The sequence below is a fragment of the Rhizobium sp. C1 genome (assembly GCF_021026335.1).
Taxonomy (GTDB): domain Bacteria; phylum Pseudomonadota; class Alphaproteobacteria; order Rhizobiales; family Rhizobiaceae; genus Ensifer_A.
This window is the reverse complement of the sequence record NZ_JAJNCY010000002.1, coordinates 250,559-270,728: the sequence shown is the minus strand read 5'-3', so window position 1 is coordinate 270,728 and position 20,170 is coordinate 250,559. Positions and strand designations below refer to the sequence as shown.

23 protein-coding genes and 1 tRNA gene are annotated in these 20,170 nt (G+C 60.0%); 14 read left to right on the top strand and 10 right to left on the bottom strand.

Going from position 1 to position 20,170, the window contains the following annotated elements; genetic code table 11:
• Window positions 1-16: 16 nt before the first annotated feature.
• The gene (locus LQK83_RS06845) at window positions 17-1,045 is read right to left on the bottom strand and encodes a porin (protein ID WP_230836618.1); all 1,029 of its coding nucleotides are present in this window, start codon (window positions 1,043-1,045) and stop codon (window positions 17-19) included.
• Window positions 1,046-1,283: 238 nt separating this feature from the next.
• Here LQK83_RS06845 and LQK83_RS06840 point away from each other — a divergent pair, with 238 nt between their 5' ends.
• Entirely contained in the window at window positions 1,284-1,475 is a 192-nt protein-coding gene (locus LQK83_RS06840; protein WP_230836617.1) for a hypothetical protein, read from the top strand.
• Between the two features lie 154 nt (window positions 1,476-1,629).
• Window positions 1,630-1,720: transfer RNA gene (locus LQK83_RS06835), tRNA-Ser, on the top strand.
• Window positions 1,721-1,778: 58 nt separating this feature from the next.
• Here the strand turns inward: LQK83_RS06835 and LQK83_RS06830 are convergent.
• Both LQK83_RS06830 and LQK83_RS06825 read right to left on the bottom strand, forming a co-directional pair.
• The gene (locus LQK83_RS06830) at window positions 1,779-2,996 is read right to left on the bottom strand and encodes an NAD(P)/FAD-dependent oxidoreductase (protein ID WP_230836616.1); all 1,218 of its coding nucleotides are present in this window, start codon (window positions 2,994-2,996) and stop codon (window positions 1,779-1,781) included.
• 64 nt (window positions 2,997-3,060) lie between these two features.
• Window positions 3,061-3,462 (bottom strand): rhodanese-like domain-containing protein, encoded by a 402-nt coding sequence (locus tag LQK83_RS06825; protein WP_230836615.1) that lies wholly within the window; start codon window positions 3,460-3,462, stop codon window positions 3,061-3,063.
• A 74-nt stretch (window positions 3,463-3,536) separates the two neighbouring features.
• Here LQK83_RS06825 and ftrA point away from each other — a divergent pair, with 74 nt between their 5' ends.
• From ftrA to LQK83_RS06800, 5 genes are all read left to right on the top strand, one after another.
• A complete protein-coding gene (gene ftrA / locus LQK83_RS06820) occupies window positions 3,537-4,544 on the top strand; it encodes a transcriptional regulator FtrA (RefSeq protein ID WP_230836614.1) in 1,008 nt (335 codons plus the stop codon).
• 111 nt (window positions 4,545-4,655) lie between these two features.
• Window positions 4,656-5,012, top strand: a complete 357-nt coding sequence (locus tag LQK83_RS06815; RefSeq protein ID WP_230836613.1) for a PilZ domain-containing protein — start codon at window positions 4,656-4,658, stop codon at window positions 5,010-5,012.
• Between the two features lie 139 nt (window positions 5,013-5,151).
• Complete coding sequence (locus LQK83_RS06810; protein WP_230836612.1) at window positions 5,152-5,505, top strand: PilZ domain-containing protein; 354 nt, start codon at window positions 5,152-5,154, stop codon at window positions 5,503-5,505.
• A gap of 93 nt (window positions 5,506-5,598) precedes the next feature.
• Window positions 5,599-6,711, top strand: a complete 1,113-nt coding sequence (locus LQK83_RS06805; RefSeq protein ID WP_230836611.1) for a pyridoxal phosphate-dependent aminotransferase — start codon at window positions 5,599-5,601, stop codon at window positions 6,709-6,711.
• Window positions 6,712-6,813: 102 nt separating this feature from the next.
• A complete protein-coding gene (locus LQK83_RS06800) occupies window positions 6,814-7,443 on the top strand; it encodes a L,D-transpeptidase (protein WP_230836610.1) in 630 nt (209 codons plus the stop codon).
• Here the strand turns inward: LQK83_RS06800 and LQK83_RS06795 are convergent.
• Entirely contained in the window at window positions 7,440-8,315 is an 876-nt protein-coding gene (locus LQK83_RS06795; protein ID WP_230836609.1) for an EamA family transporter, read from the bottom strand. The genes LQK83_RS06800 and LQK83_RS06795 overlap by 4 nt on opposite strands.
• Before the next feature lie 78 nt (window positions 8,316-8,393).
• Here LQK83_RS06795 and LQK83_RS06790 point away from each other — a divergent pair, with 78 nt between their 5' ends.
• Together LQK83_RS06790 and LQK83_RS06785 are read left to right on the top strand one after the other, a co-directional pair.
• Window positions 8,394-8,918 carry a MarR family winged helix-turn-helix transcriptional regulator gene (locus LQK83_RS06790; protein WP_230836608.1) on the top strand — a complete coding sequence of 175 codons (525 nt, stop codon included), beginning with the start codon at window positions 8,394-8,396 and terminating at the stop codon, window positions 8,916-8,918.
• 169 nt (window positions 8,919-9,087) lie between these two features.
• Window positions 9,088-10,539 (top strand): methyl-accepting chemotaxis protein, encoded by a 1,452-nt coding sequence (locus tag LQK83_RS06785; protein WP_230836607.1) that lies wholly within the window; start codon window positions 9,088-9,090, stop codon window positions 10,537-10,539.
• Window positions 10,540-10,642: 103 nt separating this feature from the next.
• Here the strand turns inward: LQK83_RS06785 and LQK83_RS06780 are convergent, their stop codons facing one another.
• From LQK83_RS06780 to LQK83_RS06765, 4 genes are all read right to left on the bottom strand, one after another.
• A complete protein-coding gene (locus tag LQK83_RS06780; RefSeq protein ID WP_230836606.1) occupies window positions 10,643-11,170 on the bottom strand; it encodes an AAA family ATPase in 528 nt (175 codons plus the stop codon).
• Between the two features lie 29 nt (window positions 11,171-11,199).
• Window positions 11,200-12,699, bottom strand: coding sequence for an AMP nucleosidase (locus LQK83_RS06775; protein WP_230836605.1), 1,500 nt, complete (start codon window positions 12,697-12,699; stop codon window positions 11,200-11,202).
• 63 nt (window positions 12,700-12,762) lie between these two features.
• Window positions 12,763-12,933 (bottom strand): hypothetical protein, encoded by a 171-nt coding sequence (locus LQK83_RS06770; protein ID WP_230836604.1) that lies wholly within the window; start codon window positions 12,931-12,933, stop codon window positions 12,763-12,765.
• A 198-nt stretch (window positions 12,934-13,131) separates the two neighbouring features.
• Window positions 13,132-13,473 (bottom strand): DUF2147 domain-containing protein, encoded by a 342-nt coding sequence (locus tag LQK83_RS06765; protein ID WP_230836603.1) that lies wholly within the window; start codon window positions 13,471-13,473, stop codon window positions 13,132-13,134.
• Window positions 13,474-14,015: 542 nt separating this feature from the next.
• Here LQK83_RS06765 and LQK83_RS06760 point away from each other — a divergent pair.
• Together LQK83_RS06760 and LQK83_RS06755 are read left to right on the top strand one after the other, a co-directional pair.
• Window positions 14,016-14,276, top strand: a complete 261-nt coding sequence (locus LQK83_RS06760) for a sel1 repeat family protein (RefSeq protein ID WP_230836602.1) — start codon at window positions 14,016-14,018, stop codon at window positions 14,274-14,276.
• Window positions 14,277-14,744: 468 nt separating this feature from the next.
• A complete protein-coding gene (locus LQK83_RS06755; RefSeq protein ID WP_230836601.1) occupies window positions 14,745-15,848 on the top strand; it encodes a DUF2778 domain-containing protein in 1,104 nt (367 codons plus the stop codon).
• Window positions 15,849-15,900: 52 nt separating this feature from the next.
• On the opposite strand, the gene LQK83_RS06750 is transcribed toward LQK83_RS06755, so the two are convergent.
• Window positions 15,901-16,320 (bottom strand): winged helix-turn-helix transcriptional regulator, encoded by a 420-nt coding sequence (locus LQK83_RS06750; RefSeq protein WP_230836600.1) that lies wholly within the window; start codon window positions 16,318-16,320, stop codon window positions 15,901-15,903.
• A 103-nt stretch (window positions 16,321-16,423) separates the two neighbouring features.
• On the opposite strand from LQK83_RS06750, the gene LQK83_RS06745 reads away from it, so the two are divergent.
• The 3 genes from LQK83_RS06745 to LQK83_RS06735 all read left to right on the top strand — a co-directional run bounded on the left by LQK83_RS06745 (window position 16,424) and on the right by LQK83_RS06735 (window position 19,615).
• A complete protein-coding gene (locus tag LQK83_RS06745; RefSeq protein WP_230836599.1) occupies window positions 16,424-17,437 on the top strand; it encodes a zinc-binding alcohol dehydrogenase family protein in 1,014 nt (337 codons plus the stop codon).
• Between the two features lie 68 nt (window positions 17,438-17,505).
• On the top strand, window positions 17,506-18,210 hold the full coding sequence (locus LQK83_RS06740; protein WP_230836598.1) for an SDR family oxidoreductase: 705 nt from the start codon (window positions 17,506-17,508) through the stop codon (window positions 18,208-18,210).
• A gap of 166 nt (window positions 18,211-18,376) precedes the next feature.
• On the top strand, window positions 18,377-19,615 hold the full coding sequence (locus LQK83_RS06735; RefSeq protein ID WP_442966718.1) for an MFS transporter: 1,239 nt from the start codon (window positions 18,377-18,379) through the stop codon (window positions 19,613-19,615).
• A 7-nt stretch (window positions 19,616-19,622) separates the two neighbouring features.
• Here the strand turns inward: LQK83_RS06735 and LQK83_RS06730 are convergent, their stop codons facing one another.
• Window positions 19,623-20,138 carry a GNAT family N-acetyltransferase gene (locus LQK83_RS06730; RefSeq protein ID WP_230836597.1) on the bottom strand — a complete coding sequence of 172 codons (516 nt, stop codon included), beginning with the start codon at window positions 20,136-20,138 and terminating at the stop codon, window positions 19,623-19,625.
• Between the last annotated feature and the right edge of the window lie 32 nt (window positions 20,139-20,170).

The following is a 20,170-nucleotide window of genomic DNA, read 5'->3' as shown; positions in this document are numbered from 1 at the left end:
CAAAAACCCTTGCGGATTAGAAGTTGCGCTGGAAGCGCAGGAAGCCCGAGGTAACCTTCGTGCTCGTGTACTTGCCTTCAACGAGGACTGCGAAGCCGTTGGCAACGTTCCAGCCGAGGTCGCCAACAACGTTCCAGGTCTTCGGCGTGAAGGAGTAGGAGTAGTCAACAGCAGCGAAGAGCTGCTTCGTTGCCTGAACCTTACCGCCGACGATGAGCGTGAAGCCGCGAGCCGGAGCGTAGAAGTTGTTGTCCTTAGCCGAGTAGATGCCCATAACCTTGAGCGAGATCGGGTCGAACTTGCCTTCTACGTAGCCCTTCATACCGAAGGCCTTCGAAGCGATGTCGTAGTCTGCGCCGAGAGCTGCGGAAACGTTGTCGAACGTGCCCTTAACAGCAGCGTTGATACCAGCGGTGTCGCCAGCGTAACGGGTCAGGTCGTCAACGCCGATCGTGTAAGCGATGTTACCGACCTTGCCGAAGAACGAAGCGTAGGAGTTATCGGCGTACTGGTAGGAACCGCCGTCATCCGTGTAACCGCCGTAACCGAAGAAACGGGTCCAGTAGCTGTCGTACGTACCAGCTTCGAAGCCGTATGCGCCAGCGTCGATACCAGCGTAGAAGTAAGCGCGGTAGCCGCCGTTGTAGGTCGTGCCGGTGTTAACGCCCGTGCCGGCTTCCTGGCCGTTATAGCCACGAACCTGGATGAACGAGTAAACCGTGCCGACTTCCGAGTCGTTCTTGGCTTCAACGTTCAGGCGGAACTGCGAGCCCGTGTAGGACGACCACTTGTAGCCGGGGTTGACCGGGCTTGCGAAGCCGATCAGCGGGGCGTTGGAGTAGTTCAGCTGTGCGCGAACCAGGCCCGAGATCTTCAGGCAGGTTTCGGTGCCGGGGATGTAGAAGTAGCCCGTGCCGAATGCGTCGCAAACCTTGACGTATTCCATGGGTTCCGGAGCAGCGGCGACGATGGCGTCAGCGGCCTGTGCGCCGGATACAACTGCGAAGGCAGCTGCGGAGCCGAGGATAAGGCTCTTGATGTTCATTTTTGACCTCCAGTCAAATGTTCAAATTCGGATCGGGTTAACTGCAAGGCAGCTTCCCTGCCCGATCCCAAAGCTTAAGAAGAGCGGCGTCTTCCGCCTCGCTTCCGGTGTTGAAAATACAAAACGGTTTAGTCGGCGCAATCACCAACTGCTTTTCGGCCCATCGAATCCCGCTGCTTCATGATCCGATGTTGCGGAAATGACACGAATTGGGCAGACGCTACGGGAATTCGTTACCATGGGATTAACAAAAGCTCTTTCTGAACAATGGCTTGTTGCCGGAAAATTAAGACTTTATCAATCTTTGTGCCGCGGTCGAAAACCCGGCAGATCCCGTTTTGACACAGGCTTGCGGCCTGCCGCAGCATCAGCAGAATTCTTTATTTGGTTGCTGCATGCGAGTTATGCGCAATCAAAAGGTGCGGAATGATGCCTGCGGGCACCGACTCGTTCCGCGGCGATTCCCTTCCATGTGGAATCAATTTCACAGGGCGGCTTCTGTGCACAGCGGCGAGACGGCATCTTTTTGATGAAGTTTGCTGTTGATTCAATGCGGGCTTTTCTTTATCAGCCGCAACGTGGTTGGAGAGGTGGCCGAGTGGTCGAAGGCGCTCCCCTGCTAAGGGAGTATACCTCAAAAGGGTATCGAGGGTTCGAATCCCTTCCTCTCCGCCACGAACAACTCCCTTTTATCGTTGGACTTTTCACTGCAGACAGCCGTAGAACGCGGGCGTCATATCAGCGACTTCAGGTCTGTCGCCGGATCGGCGATGGCGTCGCGCAGTCCCGTGGTGCGCCCGCCGTCGAGCAGCTTCTTGCCTGTGACATAGGCCTTGGCGTCGTTGATCGCGTCCACGGCGATCAGTTCAGCGCCGGCAAAGTACCAGACGGAGGACGCGCCTTCGCGCGTGCCGGCGCGCGTGATCGTTTCGTCGTACCCGGGGTTGAAGCCCGCTATCTGTAGCTTGACGTCATATTGATCCGACCAGAACCAGGGCTTCGGCCGATAGGCTTCCCGCGCGCCTGTGAGATTGAGTGCAACGTTCTCGCCCTGATCGACGGCATTCTGGACCGATTCGATGCGCAGATGCAGGCCCTTCCAGGCCTGTTCGGCGCAATCGCCCATCGCATAGACGTCCGGATCGGAGGTGCCGCCATAGGCGTCGACGGTGATGCCGTTGCCGCAGGCGATCCCGGCGGCGCGCGCCAGTGCGTCCTCGGCATAGGCGCCGATGCCGGCAATGACCAGATCGACATCCAGATGACGCCCGTCGGAAAGTTCAGCACCGGTAACGCGGCCCGCCTCACCCGTCAGCGCCGCAAGTCCGACTCCCTCCAGCAGTTCGACGCCGTGGGCGCGGTGAATGTCGCGAAACAGCGCCGCTGTCGTCGGAGCCGCGACGCGGGCCAGGATGCGGTCGGCGGCTTCGATGACCGCCACCTCGAGGCCGAGATGGCGCGCGACGGAGGCAGCCTCCAGCCCGATATAGCCGCCGCCGATGACGAGCAGCCTCTTGCCGGCCTGCATGTGTGGGCGCAGGCGATCGGCGTCTGCAAAGCTCCGAATCGTGAAGATGCCCGACAGGCCGTGGGTGAGCGCTTCGGGCAGGTTGCGCGGTGCAGAGCCCGTGGCAAAGACCAGCTTGTCATAGGAAAGGCTTTCGCCGGTGGAGAGCTGAATCGTCTTCGACATCCGATCGACCGAAACCGCACTGACTCCGGTCATGACCTCCACAGCGTTTTCAGCGTACCATTCCACCGGTCGGAACATCAGCCGGTCGAGCGACATTTCGCCCAGCAGATATTTTTTCGAAAGCGGCGGACGCTGATAGGGATAGCTTGCCTCGCGGGACAGGATCGTGACGGGGCGCATGTCATTCAGCGCCCTCAGCTTTGCAACGCAGGCGAATGCCGCCTGCCCTCCCCCTATGATAACCAAACGATCAGACACGTCCCACCTCATCTCGTACAACGAGGGCGAACCTAGCGGCGACGTGCCGGATTGAAAAGCGATTTCAATCCGCTTCACCGGCGAATCCAAACCCCTCATCGGCCCAGCCGGTCATCCCGCCGATCATGATCTTCACCGGACGACCGAGGCGGGCAAGGCGCAGCGCGGCGCGATCGGCTCCATTGCAGTGGGGACCTGCGCAATAGACGACGAAGAGCGTTTCGGCCGGCCAGTCGGCCATGCGGTTCGCCGTCATCTTCCCATGCGGCAAGTTCAGCGCCTCGGGCACATGCGATCTTCGGAAAAGGTCAGGCGAGCGAACGTCGAGAAGAACGAAGTCCGCAGAGCGAGATTCGAGTGCGGCATGGACATCCCAGCAATCGGCCTCGAAGGAAAACTTCGCAGCGAAATGCCGCTCGGCTTCAGCGCTGACGGCGGCGGGGACTTCGGAGACGGGACTTGGCATGGCTTGGCTCCTTTCTGGTGCGAGCAGTTCCCGAATTTTTTATGGAAAAGGGGCGCGGCTTGAAATTGGCGCGAATGACAACTAGCGTTAAAATCATGCCAGATCGTTCCACCACATCCCACGGACCGCTTGTCGCCGTGCTCGCCTATGACGGGCTCTGCACATTCGAGTTTGGCGTAGCCTATGAGGTCTTCGGCCTGCCGCGTCCGGAAATGGCGTCGGACTGGTATCGCTATCAGGTCGTCGCGGTCGAGAATGGCCCGTTGCGCGCCGCGGGCGGACTGACGGTCACGGCGGATGGCGGGCTTGAGGATCTGGAGCGCGCCGATCTGATTGTCGTTCCCGGCTGGCGCGCCATCGATGCGGCGGTGCCGGAGCCGCTTATGGCCGCCTTGCAGGGCGCAAACCGGCGTGGCGCGCGCATCATGTCGCTCTGCTCCGGCATTACGGTGCTGGCGCAGGCTGGGCTTCTGTCAGGACTGAAGGCGACGACGCATTGGCGCTATGCGGGTGCGATCGCGGCGCGGTTTCCCGATATCGCGCTCGATCCTTCGGTTCTTTATGTGGACAATGGCGCTGTGCTGACGGCGGCCGGCAGTGCGGCGGGGATCGATCTCTGCCTTCACGTTGTACGTCGGGATTTCGGCACGGACGCCGCCAACAGCGTGGCGCGGCGCCTCGTTGTCCCTCCACACCGCGAGGGCGGGCAGGCGCAGTTCATTCCGGGCCCGGTCGCGCGCGATCACGAGAAGGAACGGTTCAGCCCTCTCTTCGACTGGATGCGGGAGAACATCGCCGCCGATTTGCCGCTGGCGATGCTGGCGCGGCGGGCGGGGATGAGTCTGCGCAGCTTTCAGCGCCGTTTTGAGACGGCGAGCGGATTGCCACCGGGAGAATGGATCGCCATGGCCCGGCTGCGGGAAGCGCAGCGCCTGCTGGAGATGCGCACGGCAGCGGATCTGGAAGAGATCGCGCGCCTTGCGGGCTATGGCAGCGCCGCCAATCTGCGGCATCATTTCCGCACACGGCTCGGCATCAGCCCGACCGCCTACAGGCGTCAGTTCGGCAGGACCACGGCCTGAAGGCGCTCCCAAAGCTGGAAACGCCTAAAACTTGACAGAATAAATTAAGCTTCTGGCTATGCGCGCTTGCTAATATAAAAATCAGGTTTAACAGTCGACATGGAGGCCAAAATGGGCCTGCATTTTTTCGGGACTGAACCGCACCGGCCGGGAGCCGAGTTCGATTTCGAACGATTTCCGGTCAACCTGCCGACGCGGCTTATTATGATCGGCCATCACTTCAAGTCCAGCGAAGCGCTGTGCATGATGGCGGATGTTTCGGTCAGCGGCGCGAAGCTGAAGGTCGAGCCTGACCTGATGGTGCCGAGCCATTTCTTCATCATCATCAACGGCCTGCGGGACGAGATCGGCTGCACGCTGGTCAAGCGGACCCTGGAATCGGTTTCACTCAAGTTCAACATGCTGCTGGCCGACGATTTTCTGGAGATGATCCTGCGCCGCAGCGCCATGTATGAGGCGAGCAACTGAACATCCGGCGGGCGGTCACGTGAAAAAACGTCAGCCTTCAAAATTCTTCAGGGAGTCGCTCAAATCTTAACGGTTTCCTTCACTGCATCGGAAGGCATATGGCCCACAGTGGGTTCAACAAGAGGATGGACCCACCATGATGGATAAAGTGAACTACATGTCCGAGGTGCGGTCCGATCTGTACGAACGGGCGTTCGAGACGCACAAGGTCCGGCAAAATGCCCGGATCATCACGATCGGGCGCGGCCTGACCGGCCTTTCCGAGCGGCAGGCGAAAGTGGTTGATATTTCGATCGCCGGCGCGGGGCTGGAACTTTTACACTGCATCGGCCTGCCCAAGCATTACTATCTGATGATCGAAGGCTTTCCGAACCGCATCGGCTGTGCGGAAATCTACCGCAACGACCGAAAGGTAGGGGTTAAATTCATCGCCCCCATCGATGAGCATCTGATCCACAAGATGATCCGCGCGGATTATTTCCGGGGTAAATAGGCCCCTTGCCCGCCCCACGATTCTTCCTATTGTAGCGCAACACGCTCGCGGCCTGCCGTTGCAGCGCGCCGCTCACGGGAGTTTCTTTGTCGCATGTCCAGTTTCAGCCGCTTCACGCCGCTCATCAATTCGCTGCCCACCACCATTCCCTTTATCGGGCCTGAAGCCATCGAGCGCAGCCGCGGCCTGACTGTGAAGGCCCGCATCGGCGCCAACGAGAACGGCTTCGGTCCCTCGCCCAAGGCGATTGTCGCGATGGAACAGGCGGCGCGCGAGACGTGGCAATATGCGGATCCGGAAAACTACGATCTCCGGGTGGCGCTTGCCGCCCATCTCGGCGTCACCGCCAGCCATATCAACATCGGCGGCGGCATCGATGAACTGCTCGGGCTGATCGTGCGGATGATCGTGTTGCCGGAAACGCCAGTCGTGACCTCGCTGGGTGGCTATCCGACCTTCAATTTTCAGGTCGCGGGCTTTGGCGGACGATTGGTGACGGTCCCTTACAAGGACGATCATGAAGATCTGGGCGGGCTGCTCGATGCGGTCAGGCGCGAGAATGCGCCGCTGGTCTATATTGCCAATCCCGACAACCCGATGGGCAGCTGGCACAAGGCGGAGGAGATCGTCGCCTTCGCCAAGGCTCTGCCGGAAACCACGCTCCTGATCCTTGATGAGGCCTATGGCGAGACTGCGCCGGACGAGGCAATCCCGTCGGTGGAAAGCCTGATCGATCTCCCGAACGTCATCCGTACCCGCACCTTCTCGAAGGCCTATGGCATGGCGGGCTCGCGCGTGGGCTATGTCATCACGACGCCGGAAAACGCCAACGCATTCGACAAGATCCGCAATCATTTCGGTATGAACCGGATTGCAATTGCAGCGGCCATGGCAGCTCTCGATGACCAGGCCTATCTCGAAGAGACGGTGACGCGCATCAGGAAGGCGCGCGAGCGCATCGCCGGCATTGCGCGGGCCAACCAGCTTTCGCCGCTGCCGTCGGCCACCAACTTTGTCGCCATCGATACAGGCCGCGACGGGCCGTATTCGCGCGCGATCGTGGATGGATTGATGGAAGAAGGCGTGTTCATCCGCCTGCCCGGCGTGGCCCCGCTGAACCGCTGCATTCGCGTGAGTGTCGGACCGGAAGCCGACATGACGCTCTTTGAGGACGCATTGCCCCGGGTGTTGAAACGGTTGGAGTAAGCGCGCGAAGAACGCGTTAACCCCTGTCCGTTAACCTCCGGTTTACCATGATTAAGGTAATTCTGCGGCACCGAATCCTCTCCTCCCCCCGAAGGAAATCCCATGCCGATCACCCGTCGCAGCCTTCTTCTTGGCTTTTCAGCAGCGCTTGCAGGCTGCACCACGCAGAATGCCCAGCAGGCGGCGAATTACGGTCCAAGACCGCAGGAAGAACATCCCCTGCCGGGCATGCCACTCGACAAGATCAAGCCGGAACTGCGCCGCGCGGAAGTCGACTATCCGTCGGATGAGAAGCCCGGCACCGTCATCATTGATACGCCGGCACGCCGGCTCTACTACATCCTGGGCAACAACAAGGCGATCCGCTATGCCGTCAGCGTCGGCCGCGAAGGCCTGCAGCTGCGCGGCAACGCCTATGTAGGCCGCAAAGCCGAATGGCCGAGCTGGACGCCGACGCAGAACATGATCAAGCGCGATCCGGATCGTTATGCGAAGCTGGCCGGTGGCATGCCCGGCGGCCCGAACAATCCGCTCGGCGCCCGTGCGCTCTATCTCTACCGCGGCGGCAACGACCTGCATTTCCGTATTCACGGTACCAACCAGCCGGAATCGATCGGCTACGCCATGTCGTCCGGCTGCATCCGCATGCTGAACTACGACGTGATCGACCTCTACGACCGTGTGCCGACCGGCACGAAGGTCATCGTGATCCAGGAACCGCAGGTCGGCTAATCAGCCGGTACAGGTTTCGCTGCGCGCCCTCCCCGTTGGCCGAGCATGATGCTGCAGAAGATCAGCGCCATGCCGGCCCACTGGAAGGGCGTCAGCATTTCATGGCGGAAGATCAGGCCAAGGGTCACTGCGGCAACGGGACTCAGGAAGGCCAGCTGCGAGACGCGGTTGGGATCGAGCCTGGCGATGCCGCGGAACCAGAGCGCATAGGTGAGCCCTGCACCTATGAAACTCAGATAGGCGACTGCCCCGAGATTGGCGGGGGTCAAATTCAGCAGATCATGGACATGCAGGAAGACGACCGGCAGCAGCAGAATGCCGCCGGCGCTCAATTGCCATGCGGTGAAGGTCAGCAGCGGCACCGGCGGCTGCCAGCGGCGCGTCAGGACCGTCCCGAAGGCCATCGAGAGCGCGCCGAATAGACCGGCCGCGACGCCGAGCGGGTCGAGGGCGGCACCGGGTTTGAGAATCAGGATCGCCACCCCCACCGCGCCCCCGAGGGCGGCGATTACCGAGACGGCACGGATCGGTGTGCCGACCAAAGCACAGGCGAGGAAGACGATGATAAAAGGCTGGACCGCTCCCACGGTCGCAGCAACTCCGCCCGGCAGGCGATAGGCCGTCACGAAGAGCATCCACCAGAAGATCGAGAAATTCAGCGCACCGAGGATGAAGACCCGGAGCCACCAGATTCCGCTCGGCAGCTGACGCGTAAACACGAGCAGGAGAATGCCCGCCGGAAGCGCCCGCAGTGCCGAGACGAAAAGCGGATCGAGGCCGGGCAGAAAGGTTGTCGTGACGATATAAGTGCTGCCCCATATGAGCGGGGCGAGCGCGGTCAGCAGGATATCCGAAAGGGCAACGGCGGGCATGCGAGCCTCCATTTATCTTGATCTCAAGATAAATGGATAAATCTTGACGTCAAGATAAATTCATGTTGACGTTTTGCGATGAGCGAGAAGACATCGGACGACATCGACAGGATCGTGGCGCAATGGAACCGGGAGCGGCCGGACCTCGATGTCGCGCCCATGGCGCTCATAGGCCGGCTGGGGCGCCTGCGCGAGAAGATCATGCGCGAACAGGAAAAGGTCTTCGCCCGCTTTGGGTTGAACAGCGCGGGCTTCGATGTTCTCGCGACTCTACGACGACATGGCTCGCCCTACGCCCTCTCCCCCGGCGCGCTGATGGACAGCATGATGATCACCTCCGGCACGGTGACAAACCGGATCGATCAGCTGGAAAAGGCCGGCTTAGTATCGCGCGGGCAGAACCCGGACGACCGGCGCAGCATGATCGTGGCGCTGACGCCTGAGGGACTAGCGCTGGTCAACAGGGCGGTGACGGCGCATGTCGAGAACCAGCATCGAATGGTCGCGCATCTGCGCTTGGTGGAGCGGGAGGCTCTGAACACTTTGATGCAGGCGTTTCTCGACGGACTGGCAGTTGGTCCCCACGATCCTTCCGGGCGCTGATACGGGTCAGGGCAATACGGATGAACAAGGTGGCGAGCGTGAGCAAGTAATGAAGCAAAATCATTGTATAGTGATTTACTAAATTAACAAAGAGGCAATATATTTTTGGTTTCCGTAATTTTAACAATTGTCTCTTATCAATAATTCAATTTCAAACTGGGGATCGCATATGTTCGGTTTCAATGATACGCGCTACAAGGCTCTCATGGCAGAATACGATAACCTGAAGGCGGGAACGGAGGTTATGCTCTCCGAGTCCGGCGTCGGACTTTGGCGCTGCAAGCTCTACGAGGGCGATATCAGCCACCCGAAAAGCGACCTCAGATGGTCCGATGGAATGCGGAAAATCTTCGGCTATGAAAACGAAATCGACTATCCGAACACTGTAAGCACCTGGGGCGATAAAATCCATCCCGACGAGCGCGAGGCAACCTTCAAGGCTTTCGCAGCTCACAGCATGGACACGACCGGCCGTACGCCCTTCAATGTCGAATATCGTTATCGCATGAAAGACGGAAGCTACCGCTGGTTTAACGCGCGCGGCGGTTCGATCCGCGGTGCTGACGGGATCGCCACCTGGTGCTGCGGTAGCATTGTCGACATCCATGAGCTCAAGATGGGCCAGGAGCGGATGGAGGCCTCGTTGCAGAAGCAGAACGATGTCGTTAAGATGGTGTCTAACGCCTTGCGTCAACTCGCCGACGGCAACCTCACTTCCCGGCTGCCCAACGACTTCCCGGCCGGGTTCGAAGAATTGCGCGACAATTGCAACATCGCCTTCGAAATGATGCAGAAGGCCCTGCGCGACGTTGCGGAGAAAGCCCTGTCCATTCGCTCTGGAACGGCAGAAATTTCATCGGCAACCGATAATCTTTCCAAGCGGACAGAGCGGCAGGCTGCCGCACTGGAGGAGACCTCTGCCGCACTTGACGAAGTGACAGAAAACGTGCGCAAGACCGCATCCGGGGCCACGCATGCGAAAAACGTCGTCTCCAACACCATGGCCAGCGCGATCGAATCCGGCCAGGTGGTCGAAAAAGCCGTCCAGGCCATGGAAAATATCGAGCAATCCTCCCGCCAGGTCAACAGCATCATCGGAGTGATCGACGAGATCGCCTTCCAGACGAATCTGCTGGCTCTGAATGCCGGCGTCGAGGCAGCCCGCGCGGGTGATGCGGGCCGCGGCTTTGCCGTCGTCGCGTCTGAAGTGCGAGGCCTTGCCCAGCGTTCGGCGGAGGCCGCCAAGGAAATCAAGAGCCTCATATCGCTTTCGGGGCAGCAGGTCGGACGGGGCGTCGAACTGGTCGCCAAGACGGGCGACGAACTCAAGCGCATCCTCTCGCAGGTCGACTCGATCAACGCCATTGTCACGGATATTACGGCTGCCGCCGAGGAGCAGGCCTCGAGCCTCCAGCAGATCAGTGTGGCCTTCAACCAGATGGACCAGGATACCCAGCAAAACGCCGCCATGTCAGAAGAAAGCTCCTCGGCCACCAGAATGCTGGATGATCAGGCCGACGAACTGTCCACGCTGGTCAGACGTTTCCAGCTTGGCGACAAGGCCTATTCCGCGCAGGCGAGCTACACCCCGGTCGCTGACCGCCAGCGCCGCTACGCCTGATCCTTCAGGCGCGTTTGATGTGCGCATCCCCGTGATGACAAATCCGGGGACCGGACATTCCGGTTCCCGACAAGCTTGTTTCGATGCAGCACAACCAGATTCGTTACCGTTCCAGCTCCCATTGCCGATAGACGGCGCTGATCGCACCCGCTGACGGAAGGTAGATCTTGGGCAACGGCATATCGTCCAACATCCTGCGATAGCGGGCCTTGTTCTTCGGTGTCGCCACCGTGATATGGCGGATCATCATCCACTTGATGCTGTCCTGCCCGCCCTTAAGGCCGCCGACACGGCTCTTCTGAAACAACGTGCGGCGGAAATAGCGGGCCAAGCTGAGCGCGGTGGATACTTCGAGGAGGATAACGCCCGTAGCACGGGTAAAGCGTTGCGGCATGCAGACAGAATAATTCCCGTCCATGACCCAGCGTTCGCCGGCGATCGCCTCGTCATGGAGGGCGACAAACTCTTCGCGCGGTCGCGCCACCCAATCGGTGCCGGGCAGATGATAGAGCTGATCGAGATGGATCGGTGTCAGGCCACGCTTGCGCGCAATCGCATCTGCGAGCGTCGACTTGCCGCTGTTGGACGGGCCGAGGATGCAGATGCGGTCGCCTAGGTCGGCAAGCTCCATCTTGTCATCCCCCTGCCCGCCCTTGCAGCTTATTGGAACGCGGTTTCGAAGAAGCTTCTAAGCTTGCGTGAATGCAGCTTCTCGGAGGGCATTTCGGCCATTTTCTGGACGGCGCGGATGCCGATCTGGAGATGCTGGTTGACCTGCGTCCGGTAGAAGGCGGTGGCCATGCCGGGCAGTTTCAACTCGCCATGCAACGGCTTGTCGGAGATGCATAGCAGCGTTCCATAAGGCACGCGGAAGCGGAAGCCGTTGGCGGCAATCGTCGCCGATTCCATATCGAGCGCGATGGCGCGGGCCTGGCTCAGCCGCTTCACCGGACCACGCTGATCGCGCAGCTCCCAGTTGCGGTTGTCGATGGTCGCGACCGTGCCGGTGCGCATGATGCGCTTCAGTTCGTAGCCGTTATAACCAGTCACTTCCTCGACGGCCTCTTCAAGCGCTACCTGAACCTCCGACAGCGCCGGGATCGGCACCCAGACCGGAAGGTCATCGTCGAGCACATGATCCTCGCGCATATAGGCGTGGGCCAGGACATAGTCGCCGAGGCGCTGCGAGTTGCGCAGGCCGGCACAATGGCCGAGCATCAGCCAGGCATGCGGGCGCAGCACGGCGATATGGTCGGTGATTGTCTTGGCGTTGGACGGGCCGACGCCGATATTGACCATGGTAATCCCGGCATGGCCCTTCTTCTTCAGGTGATAGGCCGGCATTTGCGGCAGACGGGGCGCGCCACCCTCGCTCGGCTCGGTCTCGCCAGGATAGGTGATCATGTTGCCGGGCTCGACAAAGGCGGAGTAGCCATTGCCGCCGTCGGCCATCTGTTCGCGCGCCCATTTGCAGAATTCGTCGATATAGAACTGGTAGTTCGTGAAGAGGACGAAGTTCTGGAAATGCGTTGCACTGGTTGCCGTGTAGTGGCTGAGCCGCGCCAGCGAATAGTCGATGCGCTGCGCCGTGAAGGGCGCAAGCGGGCTCGGCTCGCCGGGTGCCGGTTCATATTCGCCATTGGCGATCTCGTCGTCGGTGGTGTTCAGGTCCGGCGTGTCGAAGAGATCACGCAGCTGCACTTCCGCGCCCTCGACGAAATTCGCCTCGACATGCGCGCCCTCGCCGAAGGCGAAATGCAGCGGGATCGGCGTCGTCGATTCCGACACGACGACAGGCACGCCGTGGTTCTTCATCAGCAGTTCGAGCTGTGTCTTCAGATAGTGACGGAAAAGTTCAGGCCGGGTGATTGTGGTCGTGTAGACGCCGGGTGCGGTGACGTGACCATAGGAAAGACGACTGTCGATGTGACCGAAACTCGATGTCTCGATGGAGACCTGCGGATAAAAGGCCCGGAAGCGCGAGCCGGGCGTCACGCCACTGGCAATCGCCTTGAAGGCATCGCTCAGGAAGGCCGTGTTGCGCTCGTAGAGCGCCTTCAGCGCATCCACGGCAGCAGCAGGATCGTCGAAAACCTGCGGCTCGTACGGATCGGGAGAAATGAAAGGAAGGGGTCGGGTGGGGAAGATTCGCTTGTCCATGTCCCATTATAGACGGAACTATGTAACAAGCAATCGACAGTCACCGCGCCATTTGGCCGGCTTTCATTTCTGAAAGCCGCAGACCGGATCGGCCGTCAGTACGCAGGCGACTTCGGGACCGTGATAGAAGCGGACATTGCTGCCCGATGTGGACGTGACGACAGCCGAGGTCGACAGGCCGAAGACCACGCCCATCAGAACGATAATCACCATGCGCCGAACCTGCTTTTCCATCTCACGCGAACTCCCTATCAACCTGCGTCTTGATGATAAGGTTGTAGCAAGACGGGACTGAATAGGGTCTGAGGCCTGCATTCAGCCGGCATTCAGAATGGTGAACGGCATAGGGGCGTTCGCCATAAGGCGCCCAAACAAACAGAAGGCCCGGCGCTGCCGCCGAGCCTTCCAAAACTTCCGGAAACCCGCGATGAATTACTGACGGGTCAGGCTCTCGCTCTTGCAGATGAGGCCGCCAAGGGCGCAGCCCGAGAGCGTCATTGTCTTTCCTTCGACATGGGCCTTACCAGAATAGGTCTTGCCTTCGTCGAGCTTGTTGACGCTTCCCTTGTAGTCGGCGCCCTTGCCGGACATGCAGCCGATGGACTTGCCCTTGTATTCGCCGTTCAGCACAGTGCCGCAAAATTTGTCGCCGGAACCGGAATACTGGATCAGCGTGCCGCTCGGCCGCTTCCAGGTGCCCTCTATCGGCTCAGCTGCAAAAGCCGGCGCAGCGAAAGCCGAAATCACGATTGCTGCCGAAATCAACTTCATCATTCAGAGACCTCCTCCAAGGCGAGCCTGCCTCCGCGCATCCTCTGCGGAGAGCATTCGCCATGCTCCTATGAAAACCAGCGCCTGCCAAGCCCTTTCAAGGCGTGGCGACAGAAGAACAATATCTTCCGCGCACGTAAAGGTAAATGGGATTCTTGTCGCATTTCGGGCGCCGTTTCTCCGCCTTTCCAAAAAGCCTTCGTCTCGCTTGGTTAGCGTTTCGTTGAAATCGGAGATTGAATAATCCGTAAAATTTGCGCCAAAAGCCCGGCTTCTCAGGGCTTGTAATGTTTAACAAAAAACCAAGTTTACCAATCATTTGAACTTTGTTTTCGTCCAATTAAGGATGCCTTTTAAGCGCCTGTTGAAAGGCACGTGGGATAGTGAAGCCATAAGACGAGCACGGGAAACAACCCGGCCAGATGCACCAGGCAGGCCCCAGTCCGCGAGAAGACGGGCGGGGCCAGCAAGGTGACCCGCAAGGGAAAACAGGGACTAAACAAAACAAACAAGAACACGACAAAACAGGCACAGGGATAAAGACAATGGCACGATTTGAAATGAACGAGACTTCGACGATGGGCTGCGAAACCCGCGCGGATGTCTTTTGCGAAATGGGACTGATGTATGCGGCGGGCCGCGGTTGCGATGTCGATCTGGTCGCCGCACACAAGTGGCTGAATATAGCCGCGATCAAAGGCTCCGACCGCGCCGCAGCGCTGCGCGCCGACCTCTCCTCGAACATGACCAAGATGCAGCTGGCCCAGGCGCTGCGCGAAGCCCGCGAATGGATGACGATGCACTGATCCGAAGTCGAACGGATCGCCACGTGATCGCTTCCCCAGTACATGACAAGAAGAAGAAGCCCGATAAGGGACAGAATGCTTCGCGCAAGCAAGCTCTCGCATATTCCTAACCGCGTCGGACCTTCCGGCGCGGTTTTTGCATTCTGGTATTTCGAGGGAGCCGGTAACCACCACAGGCTTGCAGAAGGCCGAATTTGTTGACTCATGCCGTAAAATGGCCAATAAGGTCATATCTTTAACGCGTTGTTTTAGGCATGCTTACAATTCAGAAGGCCGCGTAAACCATTTGGTTACCATAGTTTGTCACACTAGGCTCATCAGTTCCCCGCAGAGCAAGTCTTGCTCCGGTGCGGGTCTGCGTAACGAGTGGAGCCGAGTTTAATGGCAAATGTGGCAGATATCGCCGGCGGTTTCCGGGTCCCCCTCCGTCCGCAAAAGGCGACAGCGACGAAGGCTACCGGATTGAGCATGTCCCAGGGCGCGGCGATTGCAGCAACGGGCGCGACAGCGCTGTTGATCGCATTTGCTACCGTTACATCCACGCATAACGCACCGGCTGAAACCAGCAAGATTCGCCTCACGCTGACGGATCCCCTGCCTCCGACCAAGGAGCAGTACGAAGCGCGCAACATTCGCGCCGAGAAATCCTCGCGTCTCTATCCCTTCGTGGCCGACGCCGTCGTGACACATGCCGCCAAGTCCTACACCGTGCCGCCGCGCGAAGCCGTGGCTTCCGTGGACGTTTCGGTCCTGCCGAAGAAGGCAGAGGTTTTTGCGCAGGCCGACATGAAGAACATGATGCGTCTGGCCAGTGTGCCGACGCCGACAGAAGCGCCCAAGATCGAAGATTCACCGCTCGTCGCCACCGCATCCGTTCCGGAAAAGCCGCAGGCCGATCAGCAGGTCGCAAGCATTGCAACGCCCGACAGCCCAGAAAACCGCTTCAGCCTGGTGATGCAGGACCCGGATTTCGACGCGCCGCTGCCGATGGCGCGGCCCGAAGGCTGGCCCAAACCGCCCGCTCCGCCGGTCGCTGCCAAGAACGAAGCGCCCAAGCAGGCTCTGGCCTATGCCAGCCCGCAGGTCGACAATGAAGAGATGGGCCTGCCGCGCAAGGCTGCCGTGATGCCGAAGATGCAGGCTGGCGTCGCCATCTACGATATTACGGCAAAGACGGTTTACATGCCCGATGGTACGCGCTTCGAAGCGCATTCCGGTCTCGGTCAGTATCGCGACAACCCGAAGTACAAGAACGTCAAGACCAAGGGCCCGACGCCGCCGAATACCTACCGGCTATCCATGCGCGAAAGCCCTTTCCACGGTGTTCCGGCGCTTCGCATGACGCCTCAATATCCGTCGAAGATGTTCGGCCGCGACGGTATCCTGACGCATTCCTATTTGCGTCGTCGCCCTGGCGATTCCGCAGGCTGCATTGCCTTCAAGGACTATTACGCGTTCCTGAAGTACTTCAAGCGCGGCGAAATTCACACCATGGTTGTCGTCGAAAGCCTCGGCAACGATGCACCGACGGGCGGCAAGAAGTCCTTCCTCGCCTCGCTTTTCGGCGGCTGATCGATCTTCACGTCCACACCGTACATACCGGCTCCGAAACGGGGCCGGTTTTTTATGCTCTGTCTGCGAAGTAACGCAAAGCGTCCCCCTGAAGTTCCGTCGTTTCCTTCGGCGGCACGACATGTGCCTCGTCCTGGGCGCAGAAGACGTAAGTGCGGCCCCAGATCGCCAACGACCGGATCACCGGCTCCATGCTTCGTCCGAGCGGCGTCAGATCATAATCAACATGCGGCGGAACGACCGGGTGAACCGTGCGGCGGACAAGCCCCGCCTCCTCCAGTTCTCGCAATTGCCGGGTCAGCATGCGCTGCGTCACCGAAGGCAGCTTGCGGCGCAGCTCGTTGAAGCGTTGCGTGCCCGCCAGAAGATGAAAAAGCAGCACGCCTTTCCACTTGCCGTCGATGAAACTCAGCGCGGCCTCGACGGCGCAACCTGGAAAATCCTTGACGAGTTTGGCTCTGGGGCGAGACATTGACAGTATCCTTTTTGGTACTACTGGCCAAAAATGTGCATTCTTGCGGCTTTCTTCTTTAGTACCTTAATAGCTCCTGTCTTTCAAACACAGGAGAAGACTGATGCGTGCCGTCGCCTATTCACAACCTCTGCCGATTTCCGATGAAAACTCGCTGATTGATCTGGAGCTTCCCGTTCCCGAGCCGGCCGGGCGCGATATCCTTGTCGAGATCAAGGCGGTTTCGGTGAACCCCGTCGACGTCAAGCTACGCGCCAATCGTGCCCCTGCGAACGGCCAGCCCTTCGTTCTCGGCTGGGATGCGGCCGGCGTTGTCGTCAAGGCCGGGCCGGATGCGACGTTCTTCAAGCCGGGCGACCGCGTCTATTATGCCGGGGCGATCAATCGAGCCGGGTCGAATGCCGAGTTTCAGCTGGTCGACGAGCGTATTGTCGGACGCATGCCCGCCAATCTCGACTTTCCGGCAGCTGCCGCACTTCCGCTGACCTCGATCACCGCCTATGAAACCCTGTTCGACCGGCTTAAGGTTGGTGATGCGGTGCCGGGCGCGGCCAACGCCTTACTGGTAATTGGCGGGGCCGGCGGCGTCGGATCCATGACGATCCAGATTGCCCGCGCCCTGACCGATCTCACCGTCATCGCCACCGCCTCGCGGCCGGAAACCATGGACTGGGTGAAGATGCTGGGCGCGCACCATGTCGTCGACCACACGAAGACGTTGGCCGAACAGGTTACCGCACTGAAGATCGGCCAGCCGGGCTTCGTCTTCTCCACCAACCAGTCCGACAGCTATATCGGCGACGTCGCCGCGCTGATTGCCCCGCAGGGACGCTATGCGCTCATCGATGACCCGGCGACCTTCAACATCATGCCGTTCAAGTCGAAGGCGGTGTCCGTCCATTGGGAAATGATGTTCGCGCGGCCGCTCTACCAGACCGCCGACATGGAGCGGCAGCATCAGTTGCTGAATGAGGTTGCCGGGCTTGTCGAGGTTGGCGCGATCCGGACAACGCTGACCGAGGTGCTGGGCACTATCAACGCTGCAAACCTCAAGAAGGCCCACGCCCTGGTGGAAACCAACCGAATGAAGGGCAAACTCGTGCTGGCGGGGTTCTAAGGGCGGGAAAACCCGTATAGGAGTCGGTGTGCGGGGAATAAGCCCGCGCACCGACTTCGGAGGACAGGATGAGCGATTTGAAAGTGGCACTGATCACGGCAGGCGGTAGCGGCATGGGCGCTGCTGCGGCGCGAAAGCTGGCCGCCGATGGCTACAAGGTCGCGATCCTTTCCTCCTCCGGCAAGGGGGAGGCGCTGGCTGCGGAACTCGGAGGACTTGGCGTCACGGGATCAAATCTATCCACCGACGACATCAAACGTTTAGTCGATCTGTCGCTGGAGCGCTTCGGCCGTGTCGATGTGCTCGTGAACAGCGCGGGTCATGGGCCGAAGGGGCCGGTTCTCGATATTTCGGACGAGGACTGGCATCTCGGGATGGACTATTACCTGCTCAACGTCATCCGGCCGACTCGGCTCGTGACACCGCATATGCAGGCACAGGGCGGCGGCGCCATCATCAACATCTCAACCGCCTGGGCTTTCGAGCCGGACGCGCAGTTCCCGACATCGGGCGTCTTCCGCGCAGGGTTGGCCGCCTTCACAAAGCTCTTTGCCGACAAATATGCGGCCGACAATATCCGCATGAACAACATCCTTCCCGGCTATATCGACAGCCTGCCGGAAAAGGATGAGCGGCGCGAGAAGATCCCCATGGGCCGCTATGGCTCGATGGAGGAAATCGCCGCGACCGTCGCCTTCCTCGCCTCCCCCGGCGGCGGTTACATCACGGGGCAGAATCTGCGCGTTGACGGCGGGATCATGCGCTCGATCTAAACACGTCGAAAATTGCTGCAATGCAATAATTGCTTTACGTGCCTCAGCGCTTCTGCTACCCCTAAGGCAGTCGAACCATTTCGGTCGATTACAGATACCTGACATCCCCCGTGTTTGATGCCGCGCCTTTGCGCGCTGCGTCGATGTTTTTCCGAGAGAGCGCGTTTTGAGCGATTCCGTCTGCACCGATAGCATGCCCGCGGCCGAAGAGGCTGGCATCCGCACCTACACTCGCTTCGAAGTCGCGCTTGTCATTTTTGCGCTTGCCGTTGGCGGCTTCGGCATCGGGACGGGCGAGTTCGCCGTCATGGGCGTACTGCCGGATATTGCCACGGCCTTCAACGTGACGCCCCCGCAGGCGGGCTATGTCATCAGCGCCTATGCGCTGGGCGTCGTCGTCGGCGCGCCGATCATTGCGATGCTGGGCGCCAAACTTTCGCGGCGGAACCTGCTGCTGAGCCTGATGGGTGTGTTTGCGCTCGGCAATATCCTGAGCTCTCTTGCGCCGACATTCGCCAGTTTCACGCTCCTGCGTTTCCTCACCGGCCTGCCGCATGGCGCCTATTTCGGCGTTGCCGCGCTCGTTTCGGCCTCGCTCGTCCCCGTCGGCATGCGGGCGCGCGCCGTTGGCTGGATGATGCTGGGCCTGACGGTTGCGACACTGGCCGGCACGCCGGTGATGTCCTTCTTCGGCCAGCTCCTGAACTGGCGCGTCGTCTTTGGCGGCGTCGGCGTGATAGGTCTTATCACCGTCGTTCTCTGCGCCATCTACGTGCCGCGCGACACCGTAGCGGAAGGTGCCAGCATGAAGCGCGAGCTCGTCGCCTTCACGCGTCCGCAGGTCTGGCTCACGCTTCTCATCGCCTCGACCGGATTCGGTGGCATGTTTGCCGTGTTCAGCTATGTCGCACCGACAGCGCTGGAGGTCGCCAAGATGTCGCCGGTGTGGATCCCGGTCATCATGGGCATCTTCGGAGTCGGCATGAATGTCGGTAATATTGTCGGTTCGCGTCTCGCCGACATCTCGATCATGGGGACGATCGGCGGCATGCTGATCTTCAACATGGCGATCATGCTGCTCTTCAGCCTGACAGCGGCAAACCCCTACATGCTCTGCCTCTGCGTCTTCTTCACCGGCTGCACCTTTGCGCCCGGTCCCGCCGTGCAGACGCGGCTCATGGATGTCGCCGCAGAAGGTCAGGCGCTTGCCGCCGCCTCCATGCATTCCGCCTTCAACGTCGCCAATGCGCTCGGCGCCTGGCTCGGCGGCCTCGTCGTCATGCTCGGCTTCGGCTATCCCGCAACGGGATATGTCGGCATGTTCCTGGGGCTGATCGGGCTGGCGATCTTCGCGGTTTCGTGGCGGATGGAAAAGACCGCGCGGATGATGACGACGCGGCGATAACGAACCTCTATTGTGCGAGCGGAAAGATCATCGCCACACGTCTGGCTGGATCGAAGCCCCTCCCAACCTCGCCGTCCAGAATGGCCTTCAGTCGTTCGGGAATCTCGCTACCCTCGAGAAGCTGAAACCCCATGGATGCGTAGAAGGGGGCGTTGAACGGCGCGAACCTGTCCGTCGTCAGCGTCACCGCCCTCAACTTTCGTCGTCCGCCTTCCGCGAGAAAAGCAGAAATGAGAGAACGACCAACGCCACGGCGCTGAAAGCGGGGATCGACGTCCATCTCGCCGATATGCAAATCCGTGCCAGCCGCGTAGGCGCCGGCATAACCGAGCAACTCGCCGCCCGCATCGAACGCTGCAAGCAACAGGTTGTCTTCGAGGTAGCGGAAAAGCTCTTCGTCGGAACTTGCCTCTGCCTTTCCCGACACTGCCCCGGCTGATCGCAGGGTTTCAAACGCTGCAAGCTCGATCTCCTGAATGCGTTTGAAGTCAGGTATTCCGGCGGCCTTGATCGTGAAACCCATAATGCCTCTTTCCCGCAAAAAGGCCGGCTCAT

What these genes read in the sequence shown, in the direction of transcription:
- LQK83_RS06845 (WP_230836618.1), bottom strand. Translation starts at nt 1,045, where the DNA reads ATGAACATCAAGAGCCTTATCCTCGGCTCCGCAGCTGCCTTCGCAGTT.
- LQK83_RS06840 (WP_230836617.1), top strand. Translation starts at nt 1,284, where the DNA reads ATGGGATTAACAAAAGCTCTTTCTGAACAATGGCTTGTTGCCGGAAAA.
- LQK83_RS06825 (WP_230836615.1), bottom strand. Translation starts at nt 3,462, where the DNA reads ATGCCAAGTCCCGTCTCCGAAGTCCCCGCCGCCGTCAGCGCTGAAGCC.
- ftrA (WP_230836614.1), top strand. Translation starts at nt 3,537, where the DNA reads ATGACAACTAGCGTTAAAATCATGCCAGATCGTTCCACCACATCCCAC.
- LQK83_RS06815 (WP_230836613.1), top strand. Translation starts at nt 4,656, where the DNA reads ATGGGCCTGCATTTTTTCGGGACTGAACCGCACCGGCCGGGAGCCGAG.
- LQK83_RS06810 (WP_230836612.1), top strand. Translation starts at nt 5,152, where the DNA reads ATGGATAAAGTGAACTACATGTCCGAGGTGCGGTCCGATCTGTACGAA.
- LQK83_RS06805 (WP_230836611.1), top strand. Translation starts at nt 5,599, where the DNA reads ATGTCCAGTTTCAGCCGCTTCACGCCGCTCATCAATTCGCTGCCCACC.
- LQK83_RS06800 (WP_230836610.1), top strand. Translation starts at nt 6,814, where the DNA reads ATGCCGATCACCCGTCGCAGCCTTCTTCTTGGCTTTTCAGCAGCGCTT.
- LQK83_RS06795 (WP_230836609.1), bottom strand. Translation starts at nt 8,315, where the DNA reads ATGCCCGCCGTTGCCCTTTCGGATATCCTGCTGACCGCGCTCGCCCCG.
- LQK83_RS06790 (WP_230836608.1), top strand. Translation starts at nt 8,394, where the DNA reads ATGAGCGAGAAGACATCGGACGACATCGACAGGATCGTGGCGCAATGG.
- LQK83_RS06785 (WP_230836607.1), top strand. Translation starts at nt 9,088, where the DNA reads ATGTTCGGTTTCAATGATACGCGCTACAAGGCTCTCATGGCAGAATAC.
- LQK83_RS06780 (WP_230836606.1), bottom strand. Translation starts at nt 11,170, where the DNA reads ATGGAGCTTGCCGACCTAGGCGACCGCATCTGCATCCTCGGCCCGTCC.
- LQK83_RS06775 (WP_230836605.1), bottom strand. Translation starts at nt 12,699, where the DNA reads ATGGACAAGCGAATCTTCCCCACCCGACCCCTTCCTTTCATTTCTCCC.
- LQK83_RS06770 (WP_230836604.1), bottom strand. Translation starts at nt 12,933, where the DNA reads ATGGAAAAGCAGGTTCGGCGCATGGTGATTATCGTTCTGATGGGCGTG.
- LQK83_RS06765 (WP_230836603.1), bottom strand. Translation starts at nt 13,473, where the DNA reads ATGATGAAGTTGATTTCGGCAGCAATCGTGATTTCGGCTTTCGCTGCG.
- LQK83_RS06760 (WP_230836602.1), top strand. Translation starts at nt 14,016, where the DNA reads ATGGCACGATTTGAAATGAACGAGACTTCGACGATGGGCTGCGAAACC.
- LQK83_RS06755 (WP_230836601.1), top strand. Translation starts at nt 14,745, where the DNA reads ATGTCCCAGGGCGCGGCGATTGCAGCAACGGGCGCGACAGCGCTGTTG.
- LQK83_RS06750 (WP_230836600.1), bottom strand. Translation starts at nt 16,320, where the DNA reads ATGTCTCGCCCCAGAGCCAAACTCGTCAAGGATTTTCCAGGTTGCGCC.
- LQK83_RS06745 (WP_230836599.1), top strand. Translation starts at nt 16,424, where the DNA reads ATGCGTGCCGTCGCCTATTCACAACCTCTGCCGATTTCCGATGAAAAC.
- LQK83_RS06740 (WP_230836598.1), top strand. Translation starts at nt 17,506, where the DNA reads ATGAGCGATTTGAAAGTGGCACTGATCACGGCAGGCGGTAGCGGCATG.
- LQK83_RS06730 (WP_230836597.1), bottom strand. Translation starts at nt 20,138, where the DNA reads ATGGGTTTCACGATCAAGGCCGCCGGAATACCTGACTTCAAACGCATT.